We start from the raw sequence: 25,621 nt of genomic DNA, 5'->3' as shown, positions 1-25,621 counted from the left end.
ACCGCCGTTCACCTCGCGAAGCGCTTGCGCTGCCGCTCGACCTTGGCGATGAGGTCGTTCACCGCCTTGACGTCGGCGCCCGACACCGAGCGCTGGGCCTCGAGCAGAGTCGTCGTCTCGGGGTGATCGACCAGCATCACGGACTCGGCGGCGGCGTTGCGCAGGTTCCCCTTGGCGCGCGTGTAGCGCGGCACCAGAGCGTCCGCACACACCTTGCGCACCTCGAGGCCCGTCGCGGCGGCCTTCGGACCGAGGGACTTCCAGGCCCAGCTCGAGCCGATGGTGCCCAGGGCGGTCGCCGCGGCTTCCGCCACGGCGGCGTCCTTGGTGGTCGAGAGGATCTGCGCCACGTGCTTCGCGGCCTCGAGGCGCATCATCTGGCCCAGGCCGTGGATGGCCGCCAGCTCCAGCGGATCGCCGCTCTTGGCGTGGCCGGTGAGGAGCTTGAGCTCCGCGTCCCCGCCCATACGACCGGCAGCGCGAGCCGCCGCCAGACGCACCGCCGGTCGGATGGCGCTCGACTCGAAGATGGCACCCACGACCGCGCTCGCGCGCGCGTCGCGGATCACGCCCACCGCCTCGAGCAAACCGATGGCCAGCGCGTCCCACTCCGTGTCCGTGAGGCTGCCGCGCTCCGGCGCCTGGAAGGCCAACGCCTCCAGCATGGGCAGCAGGGCCGGCTTGCCGAGACCGCGGAGCTCGCGCGACACCGTGGGGTACGGGTTGCGGAACTTGCCGTAGACCTCGGGGCGGTGCCCCTTCACGTTCTTCACGGCCTGGAAGACCTTCGGCTGCGCCGCCTTGGCCGCGGCGATCTCGTTCTCGAGCTTCGCCCGCGCCTCGTTCGGCAGGGCCGAGGTGGCGAGGCTGATGCCGTCGGCGAGGGCCGTCGGGGCGACCAAGAGCGCGCTCCCGAGGATCGAAGAAACCAACAGTTTACGCAGCGCGCTCATTTGCCACTCTCCCACCAGAAACCATCCACGAACGGAGCGGGGGCGCTCGCGTTCGTGGCGCAGTGAACCTCACCCAAGGACACGTGATAGACCCAGTTGTCGGTGAAGAAGACTTTCAGCCCCTGGCCATCGGAGCCGAGTTGGTTCGTCGGCCCCTCGAGCTGCTGGCGAATGTAGTCCTCGAAGGGATCGCTGCCGCCGATGTCGGGCCCAAAGGGCTTGGCGATGTCCGCGACGTTGCCCAGCATGCGCATGTTCACGGTGCCGACGTTCCACGCCACCTTCTCGTTCACCGCGAGATCCTCGAACCAGGTCGGGAGCTCGATGATGTCGGCGTCGGTTAGTCCCGTCTCCGCCTTCATCTGGTCGATGTGACCCTGGATCTTGGTGTCTGCCACCTGGCTCCACTGCGAGAGCTGCGTGTCGGCCAGCGTCTCGTCCACCGACTTCTCGAAGTCACCGCCGCCGGACGGCAGGCCCTGGTGCAGGACCGCCGCGCCGTGGCCCTTGGCCTTCAGATCTTCGAGCATCTTGGTCATCAGCGCCGGCGACGCGACCAGGAGCTTCCAGCCGAGCGCGTTCTTGGCCGGCACGAAGTGGAAGTACTCGTCCACGTGCTCGACGGCGAGCCAGGTGGTGTCCGCGACGATGGGCGGTCCCTGGACTCCCTGCGCCGTGTAGAAGTCCATGGTGCTCGCCAGGGCCTTGTTGCCCACGTAGATGCGCCCCATCTTGTAGTCCTTGTGGGGCGGGACCAGGTCGTGGTTGCCGTGCGAGTCCTGCGTGTTGCCGGTCTGGAACTGCTTGGGGTTGTAGAACTCGGCAGCGCCCTTGTCCGGACCGAGGCCTGAGGCCGGGCGGTCCTTCTCCGGGTTGCCCCAGATCCAGCGCGTCGGGTGGTAGTCCTTGACCACCTCTGGCGTCGCGTTCTGCGGCGGGCGGCCCCAGGGGCGCGGGTTGTAGATGCGCATGCCCTGGACGGTGCCGTTCGGGCCGGGGAAACCGGTCCAGCCGGTCTGGAAGAAGTCCTCCGTCCAGATGTCCGTCCAGCCACCGGGCTGGCTCGCCGTGTCCGGGTAGGGCGTGTAGCCGACGTTCGCGGCCTGCGCCGCCGCCGTGTTGCCCTCCACCAACGGCGAGTAGTACTCCGACGAGTAGAGCGTGTCGTGGAGCCCCAGGCTGCCGAACATCATCCAGGGCGCGACGCGCATCCGGACCTTGTCGAAGCCGTCGGGGACTTCCTTGGTGGCGTAGCGCTCCCCGGTCCCGACCTTCTCCACGGCGTAGGACAGATCGAGCAGGCCGCTCCATAGTAACTTTTTGACGTCGTCCTGCGGCTCCAGGCTGGCCATGGGCAGACCCTTGAAGCGCCGGCCCTCGACCCGGAAGCTGACGCCGGCGACCACGTCGGCGTTCGGGAAGCGGTACTCGAGGGTGTAGCTGCAATCCGTGGCGGACGTGCAGGGACCCATGCTGCCCATCACGAGCTGGGTCGAGCCGTCGGGGTTCTCGCGGAAGATGCGCACGTTCTCCGCCGCCTCCGGATCGATGCGTACGACGCCCTCGCCGTCCTTCGGCGCCGTGGGCCAGGCGGTGACCTTGAACGGGGCGAGATCGAGGAGGTCGTTCGGACCGTTGACGATCTCGTCCTCGCAGTCGCGCTTGCCGTCGTTGTCGTCGTCGTCGAGGTTGGCGATGAACGACGCGCCGACGGTCGCGTCCCACTCGTCCTCGCGCTCTTGATCCTTGGGATCTTCGGCGACGACGAGGCCGTCACGGCTGGTGTCTGCGACGATGTCGATGATGTCCGGGGGACCCTGATTACCGCCACCGCCCGAGTCGTCGCTGCCGCACGCGACGACACCCAAGCTCAGCACTCCGGAGGTAAGCCAACGATATCGAACCATGCGCTCGCTCCCCGCGTCGGACAGCGACGCGTCGGGGGAGCCTGCCTCGGGACCGGGACGTGAGCAACCCATTCGCTGATTTCCGCTTCCAGCACGCAGCGAAACCGTTGCGCTGCTAGCCTTGGCGCCTCCTTGCCGGTCCTCAACGCACAGCGTCTAGAGAAGTCCTTCGGCGAACGCCCGCTGTTCCGGGACGCCACCCTCACCCTCGTCTCCGGCGAGCGGGTTGGCTTGGTCGGGCGCAACGGGACCGGAAAGAGCACGCTCGCCCGCGTGCTCGCCGGGCTCGAGCCGCCCGACGCCGGCGAGCTCATGCTGCGCCGCGGCGCGGAGGTTCGCTACCTGGCGCAGGCGCCCAGCTTCGACCCCGCGCTCACGCCGCGCGAGATCGTGACCGAGGGCCTGGCGACGTGGGCGCGGGCCAAGGCGCGCTACGACGAGCTCGGGGAGCTCCTGGCGAAGGACGCGAGTCCCGAGCTGCTCGCCGAGCACGCCGAGCTCGGGCACGAGATCGAGCACCACGGCGGCTGGCAGCGCGACCACGAGGTGGACGCCATGCTCATGCACCTCGGCATCGCGCGGCGCGACCAGCCCATCGGCAGCATGAGCGGCGGCGAGAAGCGCCGCGTCGCGCTGGCCCAGATCCTGATCGCCCGCCCGGCGCTCGCCATCCTCGACGAGCCCACGAACCACCTGGACGTCGAGACCATCGACTGGCTCGAGCGCTACCTGCTCGAGGAGCACCCGGGCGCGGTCTTGCTCGTGACTCACGACCGCTACCTGCTCGATCGCGTCTGCACGCGCACGCTCGAGCTCGAGCGCGGCACGCTCCAGAGCTACGACGGCGGCTACGAGGAGTACCTGGAAGCGAAGGCCACGCGGCTCGCCCACGAAGAGCGCACCGAGGCGAACCGGCAGAACTTCCTGCGCCGGGAGCTGGAGTGGCTGTCGCGGCAGCCGAAGGCGCGCACCACCAAGCAGAAGGCGCGTATCGAGCGCGCCGAGGCTGCCCGCGCCATTCAAGCGCCGGTGGCCGAGGAGCGCGTGGCTCTCTCCTTGGAGGAGGCCCGCAGCGGCAAGACCGTGCTCGAGCTCGAGCACCTGTCCCTGGAAATCGCCGGGCGCACGCTGGTCCGAGACCTGACGCTGTACCTGCCGCAGGGCGAGCGCGTGGGCATCGTCGGCGCGAACGGCACCGGCAAGACCACCTTGCTCCGGGCCATCGCCGGCGAGCTCGCCCCCAGCTCCGGCCGGCTGACGCTCGGGCAGAACACCAAGCTCGCGTACTTCGATCAGGAGCGCTCGGGCCTCGACCTCGACAAGAGCATCTTCGACAACATCGGCGACCAGGGCCGCTTCGAGCTCGACGGGCAGGTGCTCGACACGCGGAGCTACCTCGAGCGCTTCTTGTTCGACAGCCACGAGCAGCGCAAGCGCGTGGCGGCGCTCTCCGGCGGCGAGCGCGCCCGCGTCGCGCTGGCCAAGGTGCTGCGCGCGGCGACCAACCTGGTGCTGCTCGACGAGCCCACGAACGACCTGGACGTGGCGACGCTCGGCGCGCTCGAGGAGATGCTGCTCGGCTTCGGCGGCGCGGCCCTGGTGGTCACCCACGACCGCTGGTTCCTCGATCGGGTCGCGACCTCGCTGCTGGTGTTCGAAGGCGACGGCCGCGTCGTGCGCTACCCCGGCAACTACGAGACCTACCGGCGCCTGAAGGGCGCCGCGCAGTCCGCCCCGCCTCCCGCCGAGCCCGAGAAAAAGGCCGCCGCGCGCCCGAGCCAGAAGCCGGACAAACCCAAGGGGCTGACCTACGCCGAGCGCCTGGAGCTCGAGAAGCTGCCGGAGCGCATCGAGACCGCCGACGCCCTGGTGCGCAGCCTCGAGGAGCGCATCGCGGATCCGGCGTTCTTCCGCTCCGAGCCCGACCAGGTCAAGCGCACGCTCGGCGAGCTGGATGCGGCGAAGGTCGAAGCGAGCGCACTGATGGCGCGTTGGGAGGAGCTGGAGACGAAGGCGCTCTGAGTCGAAGGGGGCTCGCGCCTGAACCGCACCGTGCGGGCGGCGGAGCTCGGAATGTGCGGGGCGTGCCACACCCTTCCGGCACGCGATGGTCGATCCGAAAGCTGAAGGCGATCCACTCGGCGACGCACCCGGCGGCGAACTGCCGAAGTCCTCCGGCGACGCCGAGTGAAGGGCGGCGCTCTTGCGTCACTCGGCTCGGTCACCCAGCCGTTGGGGCAGACGGCGGCGAGCGCGCCTCTGAGCGCGCGCGCCCGAAGTGCGGCGCTGAAGCGCACCGCCGCAGGCCAACGCAGCGTTACCGAGCCCGCAGGCGGTGCGAAACACCGGACTCCGCCCGCGTGGGACCCCGGACCCCCCACGCGGGCCTCGGTGTCTGCGCGGGGCGGTGCTATCTTTGGCCGTATGAACGCCCTGAAGGCGCACGTGAAGAACGGGCAGATCGTGCTCGACGAGCCGGCGGACTTTGTCGAGGGAGCGGAGCTGCTCGTTTTTCCGGTGACAGATCGGATGACTGCCGAGGAGCGAGCTGAGCTCGAGCGCGCCGTCGAAGAAGGCGCGGAGGATTTCGAGCGCGGTGACTTCGAAGATGCACGCGAGTTTGCCCTGCGCCTTGCGGCCAGGCCGTGAACGTTTTCATCTCCACGCGAGCCGGGCGGGCTGCCGCGCGCATCAACGCGCGCTGGAGCAAGCACGCTGACTTCCCCAGCACTTTTGCGCAGGAGCTGCTCGAGGCGATCGATTTCCTTGGCTCTGTCGACACGCCTGGAACGCCATTTCCGACGGAGAAGCGCCCAGGCTTGAAGCGGTTGCTGATGCCGAAGTCCCGGTGCCACATCCATTTCGAAATCGACGAGCGCAAGCAGATGATCCGCGTGCTCCACGTTTGGGACGGCCGACGAGAGACCACACCGAAGCTCTGATGGCTTCCCTTTTTGGCCGCCGAAAACACGCGTCCCCGCTCGCGTGTCGTTTTCGAGTCCTTTCATCCGGTGAAGGGCTCGAAAACCACGCAGCCCGGACGACCCACCCGAGCTGCGTGGTCCTCCACGAGCCGAGGACAAATCCCGAGAGCGCTGCACGCGCCAGTGCCAGCGTCAGCTCGGTGCTCCCGCTCCCGCTCCCGCTCCCGCTCCCGCTCCCGCTCCCGCTCCTGCTCCTGCTCCCGCTCCCGCTCCCGCTCCCGCTCCGGCTCCGCCCAACACCCGAGCTGCACCCGCCTGCCTGACCGGGTCTAGCTCAACCGGTACAGCATCGCGGAGAGCCGGCTTCCGAGCTCGGCCGCCGAATCTGGCGCAGAAAACGCGAAGCTGACGTTGCGTGATCTTGGACCGACTCGCACACGCGCGGACACGAATGCTCCGCGCGTGAGGCGGGGATTGCGCAACCGGCGTGGTCGCGTTCATCATGCGACTCATGGCGGGCTGGCGGGTTGGGGCCCCGGGTCTGGTTGCGCGTGCAAGCTTCGGCGCATGCGCGGTGCCGGCGGCCTTTGCGCTTCTGCTGGTGGCAGGGCCAGCCAGTGCTCGAGTGTCCGCTCAGCTCTCCTACTGCCGCCCGACGTTCGCGACGGGGACCGCGACTTGCGGGAAGGCGCTAACCTTGTTGCCGGCCGGCATCATCATCACCCGTCCCCTGGTGACGGCGCTCGATCGAGCGATCGCTCTCGAAGAGCTCGCCGAGGACCGGATCGAGGCGGGCGATCTTGCGCAGATCCTCGCGTTCAAGCAGGTCGCCAGGGCGCTCCTCAAACCGCAGACCGAAGCTGCGGGCGTCGAAGCGCTCCGGCAGGCGCTCGAGCTCGAGATCGCGCTCGCCGCATTCGCCGATGCACGAGGGATCGAGCTGTGAAGCGAGCGGCGCTCATTTGCATTTCCGTGGGCCTGACTCCGGGCTGCGGCGGCGATGAAACCGCGGCCTCACCCAAGAGCGACGCTGGGTGCGAGCAGAGCTGCGGGGGTGGAGGTACGGGAGGCGGCGAGGATGTCGCGCCCGCGAGCTCGACGCTTGCGACGCACTCGCCGCACTCGCCGCGGGCGATGGCGTAGACCCGAGCCTTGTCGGCGCGCGACGTGCGGCCAGCGCCCTCGGCGACGTTGCGCGCGCAGCTCTTGGCGGCCCGCCGCGCCTCGCGCCGGTCCTCGGCGTCGCTGATGCGGATGTCGTTCACGAGCCGCACGAGCTCCGCGGCGAGGTGCCAGGCGAGCAAGCGGTGGTGTGGGAGAGAAGGTTGGGGCCCGGACGACCCACCCGAGCTGCGTGGTCCTCCATGGGCCGAGGAAGAACTCCAGAGCGCTGCACGCGCCAGTGCCAGCGTCAGCGGGCACTGTCCAACCGCACGCCCAACCGCACGCCCAACCGCACACTTCGCTCGCGTGGGACACCTCTCCGTCCGTCAGGCTTCGAGCTGCATCGAGTCGCCTGGTGTCCCGCACGCCCAACCGCACGCCCAACCGCACGCCCAACCGCACACTTCGCTCGCGTGGGACACCCCTTGTAGGGCCTCGGTCCCGGTCGTGATCTCCCGCACAAGCGTGGGCGCCATGCACCGCTCACCATGTAGGTCCCGCCGCTGCTCCCGCTCCCGCTCCTGCTCCCGCTCCCGCTCCCGCTCCCGCTCCCGCTCCTGCTCCCGCTCCCGCTCCTGCTCCCGCTCCCGCTCCTGCTCCCGCTCCCGCTCCCGCTCCCGCTCCCGCTCCCGCTCCCGCTCCCGCTCCGGCGCTCGAGCTCTGTTCCGCGCGCGCATGCGCGTTACTCTCGCCGCCCCTCGCCGCCCCTCGGTCGCCGCCCGCCGCACCTCGCCGCGCTGCGCGCCCGTATCCGCGGTGCGACCCTACGCCGGCTCGTCGTCCGGCGGCGCGAGCTTCGTGAGCAGCTCGCCGTACAGCCGGCACACGTCGCTCACGGTGATGATGCCCGCCAGGCGCCCGTCGCGGACCACCAGCGCGGTGCCCACGCGGCGCTCGCCCATCTGGCGCACGACCTCGTCCATGGGGGCGTGCAGATCGACGACGTAGAGCTGCTTCTCGCACAGCTCGCGGAGCGGGACGTCGCGCTCGGCGCCGGCCGCCTTGCTGACGACCGCGACGACCTCCAGATCCCGCTCGGAGACCACGCCCGTGAGCTCGCCGCCCTCCTTCACGGGCAGATGGCGCACCCGGTGCTCGAGCATGAGCTCGCGTGCCGCGGACATGCTCTGCCCGACGTCGATGAAGTGCGGGAAGGGCGTCATCACGTCCTTCACCAGCGGGATGCGGCGGTGCGGCACGGCGCTCCCGATCAGCTCTTGGCGGCGCAGGTCAGCTCCTGGCTCACCAGCTCGTCGCCTTCTTTGGTGCCCTGGATGAAGACCGCCAGGATCTTGCCGCCGTCGAGCGGGAACAGGCGCGACTCGGCGACGCCGCCGGCCGTGCCCACCACGTCGTAGGGCTTGCCCGTGGCCTTCATGCTCTCGTCCACCGGCAGCACCACCAGGCGCGCCTCGCGGCGTTTGCCCGCGTGCATCATCAGCCAGCGCTGACCGCCGGCGATGGCCAGGCTCGGCTCGGAGAGCGAGGCGTCCACGCCGTCGATGACCGGCTTGTCGATGGTCGCGGGCAGGCCCGCGCCCAGCTTGCCGATGCGCAGCTCATGGGTGTCACCCGAGACCTTGAACGAGGTGAGCAGGAGCAGGTTCGAGCCGTCCGGAGTGAGCTCGACCATGCCGGGCCAACCGCCGCGGTAGCTCTTCACCTTGCCGGTGGGCTTGTGATCTTTGTTGAGCAGGAAGCTGACCAGCGTGCCGCGGTAGCGCGCGGTGAGCGCGATGGAGCCGTCGTCGCGCTCGGCGGCGGAGGGCGCCTCCCAGGTGTGGAGCTCCTTGGGCTCCTTCGGCAACGGCACCGAGTCGAGCAGGTAGTAGCCACCGCTGGCGTTCGGCTGCACGAACAGGCGCATGCTCCACTTCACGCTGTCGTCCGTCTGCGGCTCGCCGTGAAGCTCGGTGCCGAGCCCCCACACGTCGCCGTCGTTGTCCACGAAGGTGCGGCAGTCGCGGATCTCGCGCAGCGCCTTCTTCTTCTCTTCCTTCTTGTCGCCCTCCGCCTTTGCCTCCGGCGCTGCCGGCGCCGCCTCGGGCTTCGCCGCCTCGGGCTGCGGGGCGTCGGCCTTCGGCGCGTCGGCCTTCGCGCCAGGGGCGCGCAGCCGGCGCATCGCGCCGAGCGCCTTGGCGGCCGAAGCCACCGCCGCGCTGCCGGCCAGGGCAGGCGCCGTCGCGGCGGGCGCGGCCGCCTCGGGCGCCTTGGCCGCCTCCTTGGCGGGCTCCTTCTTCTCGTCCTTCTTGGCCTCCGGATCCAAGAGCGGCTTGCCGTCGAAGGCGAGCACGACCTGCTTGTTCGCGACGAGCTCGCAGGCGATGCGGCGGCGCTTGCTCTCCCACTTGTCGCGGTAGTCGGCGTAGGCCGTGATCTTGCCGTCCGCGGCCTTGAACGGCGTGACCCGCTGCATGTCGCGCTTGCCCTCCTTCTTGGGGATGTCGTTGGCGAGCTCCGAGCCGTCGGCGAGCGCGACGTTGACCACCTCGCCTTTACCCTGCTTGTCCAGGACGACGACCCGCGGCTTGTTCCCGACGGCGACGCCGAGCGCGAGCTTGTCCCCCATCTGCACCGGGGTGATGCCCGTGCGCCGGTTCGCCCACTTCGCGAGCACCTTGCGCTCGCCAGCGGTGCAGGTGGCCCCGGGATCCTGCGGCCGCAAGTCCTCGCTGGCGGCGGGTGCGGGCGTCGCGGAGGCGACGGGCACCGCGCTGGCGGAGGTCTCACCACCCGTGGGCTTGAGCTTGTTGCAGGCAAGCGCGCCCAGGGCGACGAGCGGGAGAACGGGGGCGATGAAGCGGAGGTCGAGTCGAGCCATGTTCAGTGTCAGGGAGCGTAAGAGCAGCCGCGGCGGCGCCACAACGGGAAAGCCTGCACGGGCGGGAAGTGGTCGATCCTACGGGGATTGCGGCCTATGGTGGCGAGCGCATGGACTCGGCCCTCGTCGCGCGCCTGCTCGCCACCTGGTTCGGCTGCGGTCGCTCGCCGGTGGCGCCCGGGACGGTGGGCACGCTCGGCGCGCTGCCGCTGCACCTGGCGCTGCGCGCGCTCGGCCCGCTCCCCTACGCCGCTGCCGTGATCGCCATCACCGCCGCCGGGACCTGGGCGGCGGAGCGCGAGGCCGAACGTCTGGGAGAGGACGATCCGCAGAGCGTGGTGGTGGACGAGGTGGCGGGCGTGCTCCTGGCGCTGCTCATCGCCCGCGGCACGGGCTGGAAGGGCGAGCTCCTGGCGGTGGCGCTGTTCCGCGTCTTCGACATCTGGAAGCCGGGACCGGTGGACGGCGTGCAGCACCTCGAGCCCAAGGGCGTCGGCATCATGGCCGACGACGTGCTCGCCGGGGCCCTGGCGGGGCTCAGCGCGCGCTGGCTCGCGCGGTGATCACGGGAACAACGTCTGGAGCGCCGCCAAGGTCACGTAGTTGGTGTTCGAGTATTTCCAGGTCGTGCCCGGAGGGTTCACCGCGCCGTGCGCCGCGGCCAGCGCCACGAGTTCGTCCGGCGTCCACTTCTTCTGGAGGTCGCCGAGGAAGCCCGCGTCCTCGGTGTAGTTGAAGATGCCGCTGGTGTGGTTCAAGAGCATGCGAACGCTGATCGTGTCGCCGTTCGGCACGCCGCTCACCCACTTGTCGAGGTGATCGTCGAGCGACAGCTTCCCGGCGCCGGCCAGGCGCAGAATCACCGCCGCCACGTAGGTCTTGGTCACGCTGCCGATGCGGAACAGCTCGGCGCCGGTCAGACCGGAGTCGCCGCTGACGTAGCTATTCGTGCCGCACTCCGGCGTCGTCACGGCGAGGGCAGCGTCGCGGCTACCGGTCTTGGTCCGCGCCCCGTCGAGGGCGGCCTGGAGCTTCTGGGCGAGCAGCGCGCAGGCCGAGGAGCCGCCCGCGCCTGCGCTGCCACCGCTGCCAGCACTGCCACCGCTGCCAGCGATGCCGCCCGCGCCACCAGCGCCGCCGACCGCGCCGCTGCCACCTCCTCCCGGGCTCGAGTCGTCCGAGCTCCCGCATCCCGTGAGCAGAGCGAGGCACAGCACCCAGGCGCGCATCCCGGGCTCGGTCGCTCGGCGCGCGGCGCGCGTCAATGGGCAGCGCTTTACGCGACCTCGGGGCGGAGCGAGGCTTCCGCCATGAGCTACCGCCTGAGCGACGAGGAAGCTGCCGTTCAGCGCACCGTCCGCGACTTCGCCCAGCGCGAGCTCGCGCCGCTGGTCGCCGCGGCCGAGGCCAGCGGACGTTTCCCGCGAGAGGCCATCCTGCCGCGCCTCGCCGAGCTCGGCCTGCTCTCCATCGGCGTGCCGGAGAGCCTTGGCGGCAGCGGCGGCGGCGCGCTGCTCCTGTGCGTCGTGGGCGAGGAGATCGCGCGCGTCTCCGGCGGCTTCGCCATCGGCGCCATGGCCAGCGTCCTGGCGCCGGCCATCCTGGTTCGGCTGCAAGGCGAGTCGCCGAACCGCGCGCTGCTCGAGCCGCTGATGGCAGGACAGATCCTGCCGGCCCTCGCCTTCACCGAGCCCCGCGGCGGCTCGGATCTCGCGGGCATGCTCACCACCGCGACCAAGACCGAAGGCGGCGTGCTCCTCTCTGGTCAGAAGACCTTCATCTCCAACGGCCCCACCGCCGACGCCTTCCTGGTGGCTGCGGTGCGCGCAGACCACGCCGACAAACCCCGCGAGGAACGCGTCCAAGGCATCGGGGTGCACGTGATCCTCAAGGGCACGCCCGGCCTCAGCGTCGGCGCTCCGATGAAGAAGCTCGGCATGCGCTCGAGCGAGACCAGCGAGGTCTTCTTCGACGACGCCTTCGCGCCCGCCGGGGGCCTGGGCGGCGGCAGCGGCGCGGGGCGCGGCTTCCGCCAGATGATGGAGCTCCTGGACGTGAACCGCTTGTTCATCTCCGCGCTCTCCCTGGGCGTGGCGCAGGCCGCCTTCGAGGCCTCGCTCTCCTACGCCAAGGAGCGCACCGCCTTCGGCAAGCCCATCGCGCAGCACCAGGCGACGGGCTTCAAGCTGGCGCGCATGGCCACCACCCTCGACGCGGCCCGCGCGCTCTTGCAGCGCACCTCGGAGCTCGTGGACCAGGGCGCGCGCGCGGCGCGACAGGTCAGCGAAGCCAAGCTCTTCTGCACCGAAGCGGCGGTGGCCATCACCTCCGACGCGGTGCAGATCCACGGCGCGTACGGCTACGTCGAAGACCTGCCGGTGGAGCGCTACTTCCGCGACGCGCGCGTCGGCCCGATCTGGGAAGGCACGAACGAGATCCAGCAGCAGATCATCTGCCGCGAGCTCGGTTTGTACGGCGAGTGAGGTGGACGAAGCCTCGGGGCTCTGCGATGCTCCGAGCCGCCCATGTTCGTGTGCTCCGAGTGCGGCCGCTCGTTCCCCGCTGCGGGGTTCTGCACCGAGGACGGCGGCACGCTCGCCGACGCCGCCGCCGACCCGCTGCTCGGGCAGATGGTGGGCAGCTATCGCATCACCCGGCTGCTCGGCAAGGGCGGCATGGGCTCGGTGTACAAGGGCGTCCACCCCGGCATCGGCAGCCGGGTGGCCATCAAGTTCCTGTCGCAGGAGTGCAGCCAGCACCCGGCCCTGGTCGAGCGCTTCTTCGCCGAAGCGAAGGCCGTCAACCTGATCCGACACGACAACATCGTGAGCGTCTCCGATCTGGCGGAGACAGCCGACAGGCGCCCGTACATCGTGATGGAGCTGCTCGACGGGCTGCCGCTCTCGGCCTACATGAAGCGCTTCGGCGGGCTGCCGCTGGGCTCGCTCTGCCGCGTGGTCATGGAGGTCCTCGACGGCCTGGGCGCCGCGCACCAACAGCAGATCGTGCACCGCGATCTGAAGCCGGACAACGTGTTCGTGCTCGAGAGCGGGCGCGTCAAGATCCTCGACTTCGGCATCGCCAAGCTCCGGCCCGATCAGGGCGGCGTCAGCGACGCCACGCGCACCGGCTCGCTGCTCGGCACTCCGCAGTACATGTCGCCGGAGCAGGCCATGGGCCAGCACGTCGATCAGCGCGCGGATCTCTACGCCGCCGGGGTGATCCTGTTCGAGGGCGCCACCGGCCAGCGCCCCTTCCCCGCGCAGACGTTGTACGAGCTGCTCAAGGCCCACGTGGAGCAGATGCCGCCGGCGCCCAGCCTGCTCCGGCCCGACATCCCGCCGGCGCTCGAGACGGTGCTGCTCCACGCGCTTCAGAAGGACCCGGCGTATCGCTACCAGTCCGCCTACGACTTCAAGGCGGCCATCGAGCAGTGCCTGCCCTACCTGCCGCCGGAGAGCTTCGCGCCGCTCGGCGACGCGAGCGGAGCGCGCCCCGCCGCCTTGCCCAGCGTGGCGCACCCGAGCTACGCCACGCCGTACTCGCCGAATCCGTACAGCGCGACGCCGGCGGGTCCCTTCGGCCCCGCGCACGTCGGAGCGCCGCTCGCCACGCCGCAACCGACGATGCCGTCGCCGTACATGCCCGGCGTGATGGCCGCGCCCGCGCCCCACCCGGCCACGCGCAGCTACTCCTGGGTGTGGATCGTGCTCGGGGTGATCGCGCTCTTGATCGTGATGTGGACGTTCAGCTGGTGCGGGGCCTGTGTGATGATGGCCGGCGGTTGAATTTTCGCACCACTGAACCGGGCGCGCAGCGCGGCGAGGGGCGGCGGAGCGCCCACGCGGTGCGGCGAGGGGCGGCGCTCGGCCGCGCATGCGCGCGCGGAACCGTGCGGATGCGCGGGCGCGGGCGCGGCGGGCAGTGGGCAGGAGCAGGGGCAGGGGCAGCGCGGGGCGGGGGCTCGAGCAGGGAGCGGGGGCGGAGAGCGGGGAGATGAGGCTCGACAGAGGGAGGGGGGGCCCACGCGAGCGAAGTGTGCGGTTGGGCGGGCGCTTGGGCGGGCGCTTGGGCGGGCGCTTGGGCGTGCGCTTGGGCGTGCGCTCGGGCGGGCGCTTGGGCGTGCGCTTGGGCGTGCGGTTGGGCGTGCGCTTGGGCGGGCGCTTGGGCGGGCGCTTGGGCGTGCGCTTGGGCGTGCGCTTGGGCGTGCGGTTGGGCGTGCGCTTGGGCGGGCGCTTGGGCGTGCGCTTGGGCGTGCGCTTGGGCGGGCGCTTGGGCGTGCGGTTGGGCGGGCGCTTGGGCGGGCGCTTGGGCGGGCGCTTGGGCGGGCGCTTGGGCGTGCGGGGAAGGACGGGGCGTTCCACGCGCCTGCTCTTCCAGCTCTCCCCGACCCGCTCCCGCTGCCTACTGCGCTCTGCACTCGCTACGACCAAGGATCGATGATGGACGCACCCGTCCGCGCGATGTCGGACGCATTTCGAGTGACGACCGACAGCCCGTGGACGATGGCAGTGGCGCCCAGCAGCGCGTCGACCACCGGGATGGGCGCACCCGACCGCTCCGCGCGCGCCGCGATGCGACCCCACTCGAGCGCCACGGGCTCGTCGATGCCGAGGATTCGCCCTTCGAGGCGATCGCGAAGCTCGCCAAACCAGCGCTCGAGCTGGCCGCGCCGGCGGCCGGCCGCCAGCTTCTTGATCCCCTTCTCGAGCTCACCCAGGGAGAGTACGCTGACGAAGTCGGCGCCATCCGGCATCGAGGCGAACCACTCGTCCACGCTCGCCGAGGGTTTCGGCTTGGTGAATTCGGACAGCGCGCAGGTGTCGATCAAGTAGGCCATGCGCGTCTCACAGCTCGACTTCGCGGCCCGGGTCCTTCGACCGGCGAGTGTCGAGACCGCCCTCGAACCGAGGCGCGCGTCGGAGCACCTCGATCAGCCTGCCGCGGCGACGGGACAGGCGCTTCCACTCGTCGAACGAGAGGACGACGGCCGTCTCTTGCCCGCGACGAGTGATCACCTGCGGGCCGCTTCGCTCGGCCTCCGCCACGAGCTCGCTGAGGCGGTTCTTGGCGTCTTGGAGCGCCCAGGTCTTTTTCATCTAGCCAGGCTAGCTGTTTCACGCGCCTGCAGCAAGGCGCGCGCGCCTCGCGCTCACCCCAGCCGCGCCGCCACGTGCCGGCTCAGGTGGCGCGACAGCGTGTAGATCCCGATCTGCGGCGGCCCGCCGATGCTGGTGGGGAAGAGCGACCCGTCCAGCACGAAGAGCGCCTCGACCTGGTGGTGCTCGCCGCTGCTTTTCACCACCGCGCGCCGCGGATCGTCGCCCAGGCAGAGCGTGCCCATGGGGTGGACCGCGGCCATGGCCATGCCGTGCGGGCGCGCGACGGAGCCGGGGATGGACTCGATCTGGTCGGGGCGATCGAGCTCGAGGGGCGGCACGCTCGGCACCAGCACCTTGCGGGCGCCGCCGGCGAACAGGAGCCGCGCGCAAGCGCGCACGCCCCGCGCGAGCTGCTCGGAGTCCGCCGGTGAGAGCACGTAGTCGATGCGCGCCCGTCCGTCCCGCGCGACGGAGACCCGGCCCTCGCTCTCGTCGTGGAGCATGGCCGTCAGCACGGCGATGTGCGGGTAGCGCAGCATCCAGGCGCGGTGCTTCGCGCCGAATCCGGGCAGCATGATGGCGGCGCCGATGGGGTGGGCGAAGGCCGTGGTGATCCAGACGCGTTTGTCGCTGCCGGGCGAGAGGTCGAGGAGCTCCGTGCACTCGTAGCTCTGCGGGATCCCCTTCCAGCCCTCGATGCGTTCGTCGAACAGGCCCGCCACCGCCACGCCGGGGTGCATGCGCAGGCCGCGGCCGAGCCGCGCGTGGGGATCCGGCAGGCTGCTCGCCACGCCGAGCGCCGCGCTGCCGATGGCGCTGCCGGCCAGCACCACCGCGCTCGCGTCCACGCGGACGTCGGCGACCGGACGCCCGTCTTCGCCCAGCGCCACGCCGACCACGCCGCGGGCGCGCCGGCCGTCGTGCAGGATGCGGGTGACGCGCACGTCGGCCACCACGCGCGCGCCGCGATCGACGGCGTCTGGGAGCAGCACCTTCGCGGCGTTCTGCTTGGCGTCGTAGGGGCAGCCGATCTCGCAGAAGCCCGAGCCCTGACAGCCCAGGCGGTTGTGCTGGAGCGGTCCGCCCTTCCAGCCCAGGGCGGCCACGGCGCGCTCGAGCACGCGGTTGTTGGCGTTGCGGCGCTCGGGCTCGATCTCGCTCACGGAGAGATCGCGCTCCACGCTCTCGAACACCGGACGCAGCTCCGCCTCCGAGAGCCCGCTCACCTGGTGCTCGCGCGCCCAGAGCTCCAGCACCTCGGGCGGCAGCCGCTTGCACAGGTTGATGTTGTGCACGGTGCTGCCGCCGACGGTGCGCCCGCCGATGACACGGATGGAGAGATCTGCCGTGCTGCGCCCGCCGCGCTCCTGGTAGAGCAGCGGCATCATCTCGTCCTCCCGCTGGCTCATGTCGCGGGCGGAGAGCGCGGGGCCCTCTTCCAGGGCGATGACCCGCGCGCCGCGCCGCGCGAGCTCGCTCGCCGCCATGCCGCCGCCGGCGCCGGTGCCGACGATCACCACGTCGGCGCTCCAGCGGGCGGCCTTGCCGAGCCTGCGCCCGAGCTCGATCATCGCCCGCTCCAGCGCACGGCGGGGCCGCCGTAGCCGAGGGCGGCGAAGGCCGCGTCGCTCCGGTAGTGGGCCATCAGGCAGAGCGCCTTCAGCGCCTGGAAGCCGCCGCGGAGCAGGCCGATGGAGCTCGCTTCGAGCAGCGTGAGCACGCGATCTTGCTCGGCCGGCGCGAGCTGGGTGAAGCGCGGGCCGAAGCCGGCGGCGATGGGGGCGAGGTGCTCGACGTAGGCCAGGAGGCCCATCAGATCGTCGCGATCGCGCTCCGCCAGACCCGCCACGTAGCCGTCGGCGAATAGCCCGACCGCCGCGCTCTCCGGCGCCAGGATTCTCGAGCCCACCGCCTCGAACACCGCCCACTGCCAGGGCGCGAGACTGCCGAGCTCGAGGTCCCGTGGCACCTGATAGTTGCCGCCGCGCACCAGCGCTATGCCGCCGCCGATGGCGACGCTGGCCAGCGAGAACCAGCCGAGGAAGCTCCGGCGATCAGCGCGCACGGCTGGCAGGGTCGCACCCAGACCGCGCTCAGGGCAAGAGCATGTCCTTCGACTTCACTCACGCTCAGCGTCCTCCGTCCAGCTGGGCACTCGCGACCGTGGGCACCCGCCGACGGAGCTCCTCCGGCTCGGCCGGACGGTCTATCTGTCCGGGGCGAGCGCAAAAGTGTCGCCGGTGAGCTCGGCGATCACGCTCTCCAGCCCCACCACCAGGCGCGCGGCGCGCTCGTAGTCGAGCCGCCCCGGAGTGTCGCTCGCCTTGTGGTAGTGCACGTCGCGGAACGCCGCCGTGTCCGTGACCATCACCGCCGGCACGCCGAGCTTCCAGAACGACCAGTGATCGGACCAGCCGGCCTCGGGCACGGAGTCGGGCAGGGCCGCGCCGACGGCCGGCAGGCTGCTGCGCGCGGCGAGCCCCTCGGCGACCAGATCCACCAGGGGCTTCGACGCCAGGTTGCCGACCACCGCGGCGAAGTTCCCGCTCTTGGGGTAGCGGCCCTCGAGCCCCTTCGGGGTGCGCTGGCTGCCGGCGGCGTCGCTGTAGCAGCCGATGCTCTCCACGCTGAGCATGGCCACGACCTTCTCGCCTCGGGCCGCGACGCCCTTGGCGTAGAGCACGCTGCCCATCTGCTCGGTCTGGAAGTAGGGCGGCTCTTCGTTGGCGAACAGCACGAAGCGCAGCGTGCGCTCCGGGGAGGCGCCCTTGTAGCGCCGGGCCAGCGCCAGCACCGCGGCCACCCCGCTGGCGTTGTCGTTGGCGCCGGGGCTGCCCGCGGCGCTGTCGTAGTGCGCGCCCACCAGCACCAGCTCGTGCGCCGCGCGTCCGCCGCGCACCTCGACGGCCAGGTTCTGGACGGCGACGCCGTCGATCTCGTGGCCGTCCCGCACCACCGCGTAGCCGCTCTTCTCCAGCGCTTCGACCAGCCAGTCTGCGGCGCTCGCAAGCTCCCACTTCTTGTCGGCGTTGCGCTCGCCGATCTTGCCGGCGAGCTCCGCCACGTCACTCCGGAGCTCGGCGGCGATGGCGCGCTCTCGCTCGGTCAGCGGCGCGAGCGCCGAGCTCGGGGCGTCGTCCGCCGGCGCCGGTGTGTTGGGCGCGGGCTTCGGCGCCGGGGTCGGCGCCGCACAGGCCACCGAGAGCCACAAACCCAGCACGGCGGGAGCTCGCATCGAGGACTTCTACCATTTCGGACGCTGAGGTAGATTGGCGACCCTTTGGCGAAGAGACCCGCTCCCCTCGTCGGCGTGATCATGGGCTCCCAGAGCGACTGGGAGACGATGCGGCACGCGGTGGAGACCCTGGACGAGCTGGGCGTGCCCAACGAGGTGCGGGTGGTGAGCGCCCACCGCACCCCGGACCTGCTGTTCGAGTACGCAGGCAGCGCAGAGAGCCGGGGGCTCGAGCTCCTGATCGCCGGCGCCGGTGGGGCCGCGCACCTGCCGGGCATGGCCGCCAGCAAGACGGTCCTGCCGGTGCTCGGCGTGCCGGTCGAGAGCAAGGCGCTCAAGGGCGTGGACTCGCTGCTCTCCATCGTGCAGATGCCGGCGGGGATCCCGGTGGGCACGCTGGCCATCGGTCGGGCCGGCGCGGTGAACGCGGCGCTGCTCGCAGCGGCGATGCTCGGCGCCAAGCACCCGGTCATCCGCGACGCTTACCGCGCGTACCGCGAGAAGCAGACCGCCAAGGTGCTCGACAACCCCGACCCGCGCGAAGGAAGCTGAGCGTGCGGGTCGGCGTGCTCGGCGCAGGGCAGCTCGGTCGCATGCTCGCGCTCGCCGGCTACCCGCTCGGCCTGCGCTTCTGCTTCCTGGATCCCACGCCGGACTCGCCGGCGGCCGCGCTGGCCGAGCAGCTGGTGGCGGACTGGCACGACGCCCACGCCTTGACCCAGCTGTCCGAGTGCAACGTCGTCACCTTCGAGTTCGAGAACGTGCCGGTCGAGACGGTCGAGGTGCTGACGACGCGGACGCGGGTGTGTCCCGGCCCCACGGCGCTCGGCGTGGCGCAAGATCGGCTCCACGAGAAGACGGCCTTTCAGGAGCTGGGCATCCCGACGTCGAAGTTCGCGGCGGTGCACGACGAGGCGGGGCTCGGCGAGGCCCTGGCCGAGATCGGCGCGCCGGCGGTGCTCAAGACCCGCCGCTTCGGCTACGACGGCAAGGGCCAGTACGTCATCCGAAGCGCGGCTGAGGCGCCCGACGCCTGGCGCGCGCTGGGCGGCGAGCCGCTCATCCTGGAGGACTTCGTGCCCTTCAGCCGCGAGCTCAGCCTGCTGGCGGTGCGCAACCGCTCGGGGGACACGCGCTTCTACCCGCTGGTCGAGAACGAGCACGCCGAGGGCATCCTGCGCCTGAGCCGCGCGCCGGCGCGCGACCTGGAGCCGGAGCTTCAGGCGCGGGCGGAGTCTCACGCCCAGCGCCTGCTCGACCGGCTCGACTACGTGGGCGTGATGGCGCTGGAGCTGTTCGACGTGAAGGGCACGCTCTTCGCCAACGAGATCGCGCCGCGGGTCCACAACTCCGGCCACTGGACCATCGAGGGCGCGCGCACCAGCCAGTTCGAGAACCACCTGCGCGCGATCTGCGGGCTGCCGCTCGGCGACGCCTCGGCCCTCGGCCCGACGGCGATGCTGAACTTCATCGGGCACGTGCCACCCGCCGCGATGCTGCTCGAGATCCCCGACGCGCACTTGCACGACTACGGCAAGGCGCCGCGCGCGCGCCGCAAGGTGGGGCACCTGACCTTGCGCGCCGGCTCCCCCGAAGAGCTCGAGGTGAAGATCGCGCGGGCGCGCGAGCTGCTGGTCTGCGACTGACGCGCGGGATTTGCCGAAAAAACGGCCGCTGGGCCCGGGTCGCGCCTCCGCTTTTGTCGGGACAGCGCCGGCGGGCTGGGATAAGACCTTGCCCGCTTCACGGAGGAAATCATGAAGACGGCGATCACTTCATTGTGTGGCTTGGGCATCTTCCTGGTCAGCGGCCTGGCCGCGGCTCAGCAGCAGTACGGCGGCGGCTACCAGGGCAGCTACTCGCCGGCTCCCATGCCCCGCTCCAGCGGCCTCGACAACATCGGGGAGGAGCAGCAGATCACCTTCGGCGTCGATCGCATCATGGGCATCTCGTTCGACCGCGCGGTGGTCTCGCCGGACACCGGCGGCGACGTCACCCTGAAGGCCACCAACGTCGCGCTGTTCGGCAATCCCGGCGGCGGCAGCGAGGCTCCGAGCCTGATGATCCCGCGCCTCAGCCTCGACTTCTTCCCGGTCGAGAGCATCAGCGTCGGCGGGTCGCTGCTCTACTTCTCGCAGTCCACCGAGCAGGAGACGAGCGCGGGGTCGAACGACGGACCGACCACGACCACGTTCGCCATCGCGCCGCGAGTCGGCTACGCCATGGCCTTCGACGAGACCTTCTCGATCTGGCCGCGGGCGGGCATCACGTACTTCAGCTCCAAGACCGAGCAACAGAGCACCGCCGGCACCGACACCTTGACCATCAGCGGCCTGGACCTGACGCTCGAGGTGCCGGTCGGCATCTCGCCCATCGAGAACTTCGCCATCCTGGTCGGTCCCTACGTGGACTTCGGCCTCTCCGGCACGGCGAAGGACGAGCCGGCCGGCGGCACCAGCAGCGAGACCGACGTCAAGGTCACCTCCTACGGCCTCGCCGTGGGCATCCTCGGCTACTACTGAACCTCGCGCCCACGCGACCGAACGCCGCGCGCTCTCTTCGCGAGAGCCGCGGCGTTTCGGCGTTTCGGGTGCTTGCCAAGACCCGTCCGGCTGCCGCTCGGCGGTCAGCCGAGCCGTGCGACGAGCTCTCGGGTCTTGCCGCGGCAGATCTCGGTCCGCGAGAGTGAGACGAGTGTGAACCCCGGCCGGACCGCTTCGCGACACCTGACGGGCCCTCCGGGTGTTCCGCAGCGGCTCCGGAGGGATACCCGACGGGCCGACGAGGTGGGCCGGCGCCGGCTATTTCGACAGAACGGGAGAGTCGCGGAGCGTTACTTCCCGATGGCCCGGGCGTGCACGAGGATCATCTTCATGTCGTGGTCCTCGCTGGTCTTGTAGTAGCCGCGGATCTGCCCGTTCTTGTCCACCAAGAGCAGGTGCGAGCCGTGCATGATGCCGTAGTCCTCGGCGCTCGAGTCGGCCTTGCCCTCCAGCGCCACCTTGAAGCCCTCGAGCACCGTCTTCTTCACCGTGTCGTAGTCGCCGGTGAGCAGGGTCCAGGAGCCGGTGTCGAGCTGGTTCTTCTGCGCGTACTCGGTCAAGACCGGCGGCGTGTCGTTCTCCGGATCCACGCTGATGCTGACGAAGTGCACGGGGACGCGCTTGGCCTTGGCGGTGGCCTGGAGCTCTTTCATGCGCTTGGTGATCTTCGGACACACCGTGGGGCAGCGCGTGAAGAAGAACGCGGCGATCCAGGTCTTGCCGCGGAGCTCTTCGGTGCCGAAGCGCGCTCCGCTCTGATCGGTCAGCGAGAACTGCCCGGCCGGGTAGAGCACCTTCGGCTCCTCGCCGCGATCGCAGGCGAAGAGGGCGAGGGCCAGTAGAATCGCGCTCAGGAGTCTCACCGCGTCCGCTCGTATAGCTCACGCAGCGTGGCGTGCGAGGCTTTCCGCTTCCCGTGCGCGATGTCCCAGACCCAGTCCCGGGCCGCGCGGTTCACTGGCACTTCGATGCCGTGCTTCTCGGCCCGGGTGATCACCTCGCCGTTCAGGAACTCGACCGCCGGCGGGCGCCCGCGCTCGATGGCTGCCAGCATGCTGGAGCGCAGGCGCCGGTAGCGCGCTCCCACCGCCAGGAGCAGCGTGTGCTTGGCCAGGAGCCCGGTCGAGCCGGCGGCCGTGCGCTCGGCCTCGGTCAGCGCGATCCAGTCGAGATCGAGGGTCCCGCTCACCTTCTCGAGCTTCACGCGTTCGGCTCGCGCCACGGCCACGACCTCCGTCATCACCTCCAGCGCCAGCCGGCGCACGTGGCGCTGCCGCATCAGCACGCCCAGGCGGTCGCCGCCGATGGTGCCCAGGGTCGAGATGTTGCAGTTGATGGCGAGCTTGCTCCAGCGCGCGCCGAGCAGGTTCGTCGTGATGCTGACCGGCCCCACCGCCTCGAGCACCCGAGCCAGCTCCTCGAGGCGCGCGTCACTCGAGCCGTCGAGCCGCCCGATGCTGAAGCCGCCGGCGCTGGTGCGATCGTAGAGCCCCGGCTCGACCATCGACGCTCCCCAGGCCACCACGGCCCCGACGACGCGGTCGGGCCCCACCAGCTTGGCGACGCGCTCTTCGCACAGGCCGTTCTGAAAGCACACCATGCGGCCGTCGTCCGCCAGGAAGGCGGCGGCGCTCTGGGCCGCGGCCTCGACCTGAGGCGGTTGGGTCGCGAGCAGCACGTAGTCGAAGCGCGCCGTGTCCGCCGGGATGGTCTCGAAGACGGCGCTCGCTCGGCAGGGCGCCGGGGGCTCGTCGCCGGTCACGCGCACCCCCCGCTCCCGGAGCGCCCGGGCGATCTCGGGGTTCTTGGTGAGCAGGGAGACGTCGTGCCCGACCTCGAGCAGGTGCCCCGCCACCACCCCGCCGATGGCGCCGCAGCCCACCACCAAGAGGCGCGGTCCGGTCGCTTCCGCCATACCCCGGGGCGTAGCGCCACGCCCACCAAGTTCCAAGCACTTAGCCGGCAGGGTCGCGAGAAACTTGCAAATCCCGGGGGGCTCTTGTACGAGGGCCGCGCACATTGGCTCACCTGAACGAGCCGGACGGGATCCAAAGCCATGCGACGCCTCCTCGAGCTCCTCGCCCGCCTCCGCCTGCCGATGCCGGCGCTGGGCTGATTCGCGATTTTTCGCGCACCCCCGGGTGCGCTGCTTATCGAGAGCGACCTTCCTTCCCAGCTTCCTTGACCTCGCTCCCTTTGCTCCGCGAAGCCCGTGACGACGATGCCGACGGGCTCATCGCGCTGATCGGCGGTGTCTTCGCCGAGTACCCCGGCTGCGTGATGGACGTGGACGGCGAGCTGCCGGAGCTCCGGCGCATCGCCAGCTACTTCCGCGAGCACGCCGGCGAGTTCTGGGTGGCGGAGCTCGGCGGCACCGTCGTCGGCTGCATCGGCTACTCACCCGCGACCGATCCCAGCGGTGTCGAGCTGAAGAAGCTCTACGTGCACGCGAGCGCACGCGAGCATGGCCTCGGCGCGCGCCTGGTCGAGCTCGTCGAGGCCCGGGCGCGCGAGCGCGGCGCAGCCTTCATCGACCTCTGGAGCGACACGCGCTTCGTGACCGCCCACGCCTTCTACGCGCGGCGCGGCTGGGTGCGCGGGCCGACCACCCGCGATCTGAACGACAAGAGCGGCACCGTCGAGTACTACTTCAGGAAGCCGCTCACTCCGCGATAGTCTTCCAGAACAGGTCCGCCACCTGCTTGTGACCCTCGGGGGTCGGGTGAATGCAGGTCAAGTCGAACCAGTTGCTGGAGTTCGGGATGTAACACTGCTGTTTGGTGTCGGCGAACTTGTAGCCGTGGCCGCAGAAGTGCTCGCCCAGGAAGATCATGTCGGCCTGAGCGTCGACGGCGATCTTCATGTAGCCCTCGCGCAGCTTGACCAGCATCGCGGTGCCGGCGATCCACTCGCCGGTCAGGCCGATCAGGTTGCCGGTGGGGCAAGAGCCCAGATCCGCCGTCAGATCCGTGTATTCGTAGATGTTGGCGAACACCACCCAGGAGCCGTTGGGGAAGTTCGTCGGATCCTTCAGCCACTCCACGGCCTGCTTCATGTTCGCGAGCACCTTGTCCGCCTCGACGGAAGCCGCGCTGGCGGAGAGCTTGTCCTTGGCCATGGCGGCGATGTCGTTGCCGCCCATGGTGATGACCACCAGCGTCTTCTTCTGCTCGGCGGCGGGGAAGCACTTGGGGATCTGGTTGTCGCCCGCGAAGAAGTCGTCGGTCTGGGCGCCGTTGACCGCGCAGCTCGCGACCTCGATGCTCGGCCACTGCGCCTTCGCCAGGTTGGTCAAGAGCGTGCGGTAGACCTGGTTCGCGGGCGTGGGGAAGGTGCCGACGGTGATCGAGTCGCCGAGGAACACCAGCTTCTCGGGGTTCTGGATGTCCTGATGGTTCGTGCCGGCGCAGGAGCCGTTCAGCTTGGGGCTGAACTGCTCGTAGTTCACGTAGACCAGGCCGTCGTACACGCCCGGGTAGCAGACGCCGCTCGTGCCCGCGGCGCCGCCGCTCGCGCTTCCGGCGCTTCCGCCGCTCGAGGTGGTGCCACCCGAGCCGCCGCTGCTCACGGCACCGGAGCCGCTCGCGCCGCCGCCGCCGGCGGCGCCGCCCGAGCCGCCCGACGAAGGTTTGTCCTCCGAGCTGCTGCCGCCGCAGGCCACGGCGACAAAGAGTCCGGCGCACGCGATGCCCAAGCCCAAGCGATTGAAGACGAGCTTTTCCAATGGAACCATGCTGGCTCCCTCCCGCGGTGATGAGCGGAAGGGTAAACGATGAGAGGGCGGCGTGCCAGGCTCGACTTGGGCAGTCTTGCCATGATCAGATCACGATCCTCAGGAGTGGCCAAGACCCGTGGAGATAGCCGGCGAACGCGCCTCGCGATACCCGGAGGGGTAGGCCGGCGGATGCCTCCTCGTCCGTGGGACGAGTCGCGACCTTCTCGCAGGTCACGCTTCGCGGGTACCCTCGAAGGAACGCTGCCGCAGCGGCTTCTTCGAGGCGTCGAGAGCGCGCAACGCGAGGGGAGTTAGAGTCCTCCCGATGCGACTCATTCTGGTGCAGCCTCAGCTGCGACACGTCGAGGGCGCAGACAACCTCGGCGCGGTTCGGGCGGCGCTCGGCGCCGCGGGGCTCACGCCCGGGCCCAGCGACGTGCTGCTCTTGCCGGAGCGCGTCACGCTCACGCACTCTCGACGCGAGTACACCGACGCGGTCCGCCGGATCGCGGCCGAGCTCGGCTGCTCGGTGGTGGGCGGCTCCCACCACGAGGAGCGGAACGGGGAGCAGGTGAACACCGGCATCGCAGTCGGGCCGGACGGGGCATTGCTCGGCGAATACGAGAAGGTCCGCCCGTACGCGAGCGAGCGCGCCACGGTCCGCGGCGGCGCCCGCCCGGGCGAATTCTGCATCGCGGGCCGGCGCTTCATGGTGCTGATCTGCGCCGACTTCTGGTTCTCGGATCTGTTCCACCAGGCCGAGCACCTGCCCGACGTGGTCCTGGTGCCGGCCCTCTCGGTCAGTCGCAAGCCGACTCCGGACTACTCCCGAGCGCTGTGGCGTCACCTGGCCATCGCCCGGGCCTACGAGATGGGCACCTTCGTCGGGGTCAGCGACTGGGGTCACCCCTCGGAGCTGCCGATGCTCTTCACAAGCGGGGTCGGCGGCCTCGCCGATCCGACCGAGCTCGATCCGGAGCGCTTCTTCCAGCCCATCGCGGCGGCCGGAGCCAGCGCCTTCGAGCTCGACTTCGAGCGCCTCGGTCGCTTCCGCCAGGACCGCATCGAGCGCGGCTTCTTCTGGAAGCAGGGCTGATGGCGGAGCCGGGGCTGTGCGCGAGCTGCCGCCACGCGCGCCTCGTGCAAAGCTCGAGAAAGAGCGCCTTCTGGCTGTGCGAGCGCTCCCGCTCGGAGCCGAAGTACCCCAAATACCCGCCGCTTCCCGTGCTCCGCTGCCTGGGGTACGAGGCCAAGGCG

Annotated in this window: 27 protein-coding genes and 1 pseudogene; 13 read left to right on the top strand and 15 right to left on the bottom strand. The window is 70.6% G+C overall.

The window, feature by feature from the left end; all coding sequences use genetic code 11:
* Window positions 1-8: 8 nt before the first annotated feature.
* Complete coding sequence (locus HS104_39255) at window positions 9-953, bottom strand: hypothetical protein (GenBank protein MBE7485998.1); 945 nt, start codon at window positions 951-953, stop codon at window positions 9-11.
* Complete coding sequence (locus HS104_39250) at window positions 950-2,830, bottom strand: hypothetical protein (GenBank protein ID MBE7485997.1); 1,881 nt, start codon at window positions 2,828-2,830, stop codon at window positions 950-952. The genes HS104_39255 and HS104_39250 overlap by 4 nt, the downstream gene beginning before the upstream one ends.
* Window positions 2,831-2,992: 162 nt before the next feature.
* Here HS104_39250 and HS104_39245 point away from each other — a divergent pair, with 162 nt between their 5' ends.
* From HS104_39245 to HS104_39230, 4 genes are all read left to right on the top strand, one after another.
* Window positions 2,993-4,882, top strand: coding sequence for an ABC-F family ATP-binding cassette domain-containing protein (locus tag HS104_39245; GenBank protein MBE7485996.1), 1,890 nt, complete (start codon window positions 2,993-2,995; stop codon window positions 4,880-4,882).
* A gap of 402 nt (window positions 4,883-5,284) precedes the next feature.
* Window positions 5,285-5,509, top strand: coding sequence for a hypothetical protein (locus HS104_39240; protein ID MBE7485995.1), 225 nt, complete (start codon window positions 5,285-5,287; stop codon window positions 5,507-5,509).
* Window positions 5,506-5,802, top strand: a complete 297-nt coding sequence (locus HS104_39235; protein ID MBE7485994.1) for a hypothetical protein — start codon at window positions 5,506-5,508, stop codon at window positions 5,800-5,802. Before HS104_39240 ends, HS104_39235 begins: the two co-directional genes overlap by 4 nt.
* 469 nt (window positions 5,803-6,271) lie before the next feature.
* Window positions 6,272-6,730, top strand: coding sequence for a hypothetical protein (locus tag HS104_39230; GenBank protein MBE7485993.1), 459 nt, complete (start codon window positions 6,272-6,274; stop codon window positions 6,728-6,730).
* On the opposite strand, the gene HS104_39225 is transcribed toward HS104_39230, so the two are convergent.
* Window positions 6,627-7,088 (bottom strand): four helix bundle protein, encoded by a 462-nt coding sequence (locus HS104_39225; GenBank protein MBE7485992.1) that lies wholly within the window; start codon window positions 7,086-7,088, stop codon window positions 6,627-6,629. The genes HS104_39230 and HS104_39225 overlap by 104 nt on opposite strands.
* A gap of 353 nt (window positions 7,089-7,441) precedes the next feature.
* Between HS104_39225 and HS104_39220 the strand changes: the two are divergent.
* A pseudogene (locus HS104_39220) lies at window positions 7,442-7,594 on the top strand (lipoprotein Hlp).
* Between the two features lie 118 nt (window positions 7,595-7,712).
* Here the strand turns inward: HS104_39220 and HS104_39215 are convergent.
* Together HS104_39215 and HS104_39210 are read right to left on the bottom strand one after the other, a co-directional pair.
* Complete coding sequence (locus HS104_39215; GenBank protein MBE7485991.1) at window positions 7,713-8,147, bottom strand: CBS domain-containing protein; 435 nt, start codon at window positions 8,145-8,147, stop codon at window positions 7,713-7,715.
* A gap of 11 nt (window positions 8,148-8,158) precedes the next feature.
* Entirely contained in the window at window positions 8,159-9,769 is a 1,611-nt protein-coding gene (locus HS104_39210) for a hypothetical protein (protein MBE7485990.1), read from the bottom strand.
* Between the two features lie 110 nt (window positions 9,770-9,879).
* On the opposite strand from HS104_39210, the gene HS104_39205 reads away from it, so the two are divergent.
* On the top strand, window positions 9,880-10,332 hold the full coding sequence (locus tag HS104_39205; GenBank protein MBE7485989.1) for a phosphatidylglycerophosphatase A: 453 nt from the start codon (window positions 9,880-9,882) through the stop codon (window positions 10,330-10,332).
* Here HS104_39205 and HS104_39200 read toward each other — a convergent pair whose 3' ends face one another.
* Complete coding sequence (locus tag HS104_39200) at window positions 10,333-10,884, bottom strand: beta-lactamase family protein (GenBank protein MBE7485988.1); 552 nt, start codon at window positions 10,882-10,884, stop codon at window positions 10,333-10,335.
* 195 nt (window positions 10,885-11,079) lie between these two features.
* Between HS104_39200 and HS104_39195 the strand changes: the two genes are divergently transcribed.
* Window positions 11,080-12,252 (top strand): acyl-CoA dehydrogenase family protein, encoded by a 1,173-nt coding sequence (locus tag HS104_39195; protein MBE7485987.1) that lies wholly within the window; start codon window positions 11,080-11,082, stop codon window positions 12,250-12,252.
* Between the two features lie 42 nt (window positions 12,253-12,294).
* Complete coding sequence (locus tag HS104_39190; protein ID MBE7485986.1) at window positions 12,295-13,557, top strand: protein kinase; 1,263 nt, start codon at window positions 12,295-12,297, stop codon at window positions 13,555-13,557.
* Here HS104_39190 and HS104_39185 read toward each other — a convergent pair.
* The 6 genes from HS104_39185 to HS104_39160 all read right to left on the bottom strand — a co-directional run bounded on the left by HS104_39185 (window position 13,458) and on the right by HS104_39160 (window position 18,106).
* A complete protein-coding gene (locus HS104_39185) occupies window positions 13,458-14,189 on the bottom strand; it encodes a PT domain-containing protein (GenBank protein ID MBE7485985.1) in 732 nt (243 codons plus the stop codon). The two genes, HS104_39190 and HS104_39185, sit on opposite strands and share 100 nt — an antisense overlap.
* A gap of 3 nt (window positions 14,190-14,192) precedes the next feature.
* A complete protein-coding gene (locus tag HS104_39180; GenBank protein ID MBE7485984.1) occupies window positions 14,193-14,609 on the bottom strand; it encodes a type II toxin-antitoxin system VapC family toxin in 417 nt (138 codons plus the stop codon).
* 7 nt (window positions 14,610-14,616) lie between these two features.
* Complete coding sequence (locus tag HS104_39175) at window positions 14,617-14,868, bottom strand: type II toxin-antitoxin system Phd/YefM family antitoxin (GenBank protein ID MBE7485983.1); 252 nt, start codon at window positions 14,866-14,868, stop codon at window positions 14,617-14,619.
* 53 nt (window positions 14,869-14,921) lie between these two features.
* Complete coding sequence (locus tag HS104_39170; GenBank protein MBE7485982.1) at window positions 14,922-16,442, bottom strand: GMC family oxidoreductase; 1,521 nt, start codon at window positions 16,440-16,442, stop codon at window positions 14,922-14,924.
* Window positions 16,439-16,936, bottom strand: coding sequence for a hypothetical protein (locus HS104_39165; GenBank protein ID MBE7485981.1), 498 nt, complete (start codon window positions 16,934-16,936; stop codon window positions 16,439-16,441). The genes HS104_39170 and HS104_39165 overlap by 4 nt, the downstream gene beginning before the upstream one ends.
* A 141-nt stretch (window positions 16,937-17,077) precedes the next feature.
* Window positions 17,078-18,106, bottom strand: coding sequence for a M20/M25/M40 family metallo-hydrolase (locus HS104_39160; GenBank protein MBE7485980.1), 1,029 nt, complete (start codon window positions 18,104-18,106; stop codon window positions 17,078-17,080).
* Between the two features lie 81 nt (window positions 18,107-18,187).
* Here HS104_39160 and purE point away from each other — a divergent pair, with 81 nt between their 5' ends.
* From purE to HS104_39145, 3 genes are all read left to right on the top strand, one after another.
* A complete protein-coding gene (purE, locus tag HS104_39155) occupies window positions 18,188-18,658 on the top strand; it encodes a 5-(carboxyamino)imidazole ribonucleotide mutase (protein ID MBE7485979.1) in 471 nt (156 codons plus the stop codon).
* A 2-nt stretch (window positions 18,659-18,660) separates the two neighbouring features.
* A complete protein-coding gene (locus HS104_39150; GenBank protein ID MBE7485978.1) occupies window positions 18,661-19,752 on the top strand; it encodes a 5-(carboxyamino)imidazole ribonucleotide synthase in 1,092 nt (363 codons plus the stop codon).
* Window positions 19,753-19,863: 111 nt separating this feature from the next.
* Complete coding sequence (locus HS104_39145) at window positions 19,864-20,628, top strand: hypothetical protein (GenBank protein ID MBE7485977.1); 765 nt, start codon at window positions 19,864-19,866, stop codon at window positions 20,626-20,628.
* Between the two features lie 311 nt (window positions 20,629-20,939).
* Here the strand turns inward: HS104_39145 and HS104_39140 are convergent, their stop codons facing one another.
* Together HS104_39140 and HS104_39135 are read right to left on the bottom strand one after the other, a co-directional pair.
* The gene (locus tag HS104_39140; GenBank protein MBE7485976.1) at window positions 20,940-21,512 is read right to left on the bottom strand and encodes an SCO family protein; all 573 of its coding nucleotides are present in this window, start codon (window positions 21,510-21,512) and stop codon (window positions 20,940-20,942) included.
* Window positions 21,509-22,564, bottom strand: coding sequence for a 2-dehydropantoate 2-reductase (locus HS104_39135; GenBank protein ID MBE7485975.1), 1,056 nt, complete (start codon window positions 22,562-22,564; stop codon window positions 21,509-21,511). The genes HS104_39140 and HS104_39135 overlap by 4 nt, the downstream gene beginning before the upstream one ends.
* A 266-nt stretch (window positions 22,565-22,830) precedes the next feature.
* On the opposite strand from HS104_39135, the gene HS104_39130 reads away from it, so the two are divergent.
* A complete protein-coding gene (locus HS104_39130) occupies window positions 22,831-23,325 on the top strand; it encodes a GNAT family N-acetyltransferase (protein ID MBE7485974.1) in 495 nt (164 codons plus the stop codon).
* Here the strand turns inward: HS104_39130 and HS104_39125 are convergent.
* The gene (locus HS104_39125) at window positions 23,312-24,382 is read right to left on the bottom strand and encodes an SGNH/GDSL hydrolase family protein (GenBank protein MBE7485973.1); all 1,071 of its coding nucleotides are present in this window, start codon (window positions 24,380-24,382) and stop codon (window positions 23,312-23,314) included. The genes HS104_39130 and HS104_39125 overlap by 14 nt on opposite strands.
* Window positions 24,383-24,689: 307 nt before the next feature.
* Between HS104_39125 and HS104_39120 the strand changes: the two genes are divergently transcribed.
* Window positions 24,690-25,460, top strand: a complete 771-nt coding sequence (locus HS104_39120; GenBank protein MBE7485972.1) for a carbon-nitrogen hydrolase family protein — start codon at window positions 24,690-24,692, stop codon at window positions 25,458-25,460.
* The last annotated feature ends 161 nt before the right edge of the window (window positions 25,461-25,621 follow it).

The organism is Polyangiaceae bacterium, assembly GCA_015075635.1.
Taxonomy (GTDB): domain Bacteria; phylum Myxococcota_A; class Polyangia; order Polyangiales; family Polyangiaceae; genus JADJKB01.
This window is presented reverse-complemented; position numbering and strand designations above follow the sequence as displayed.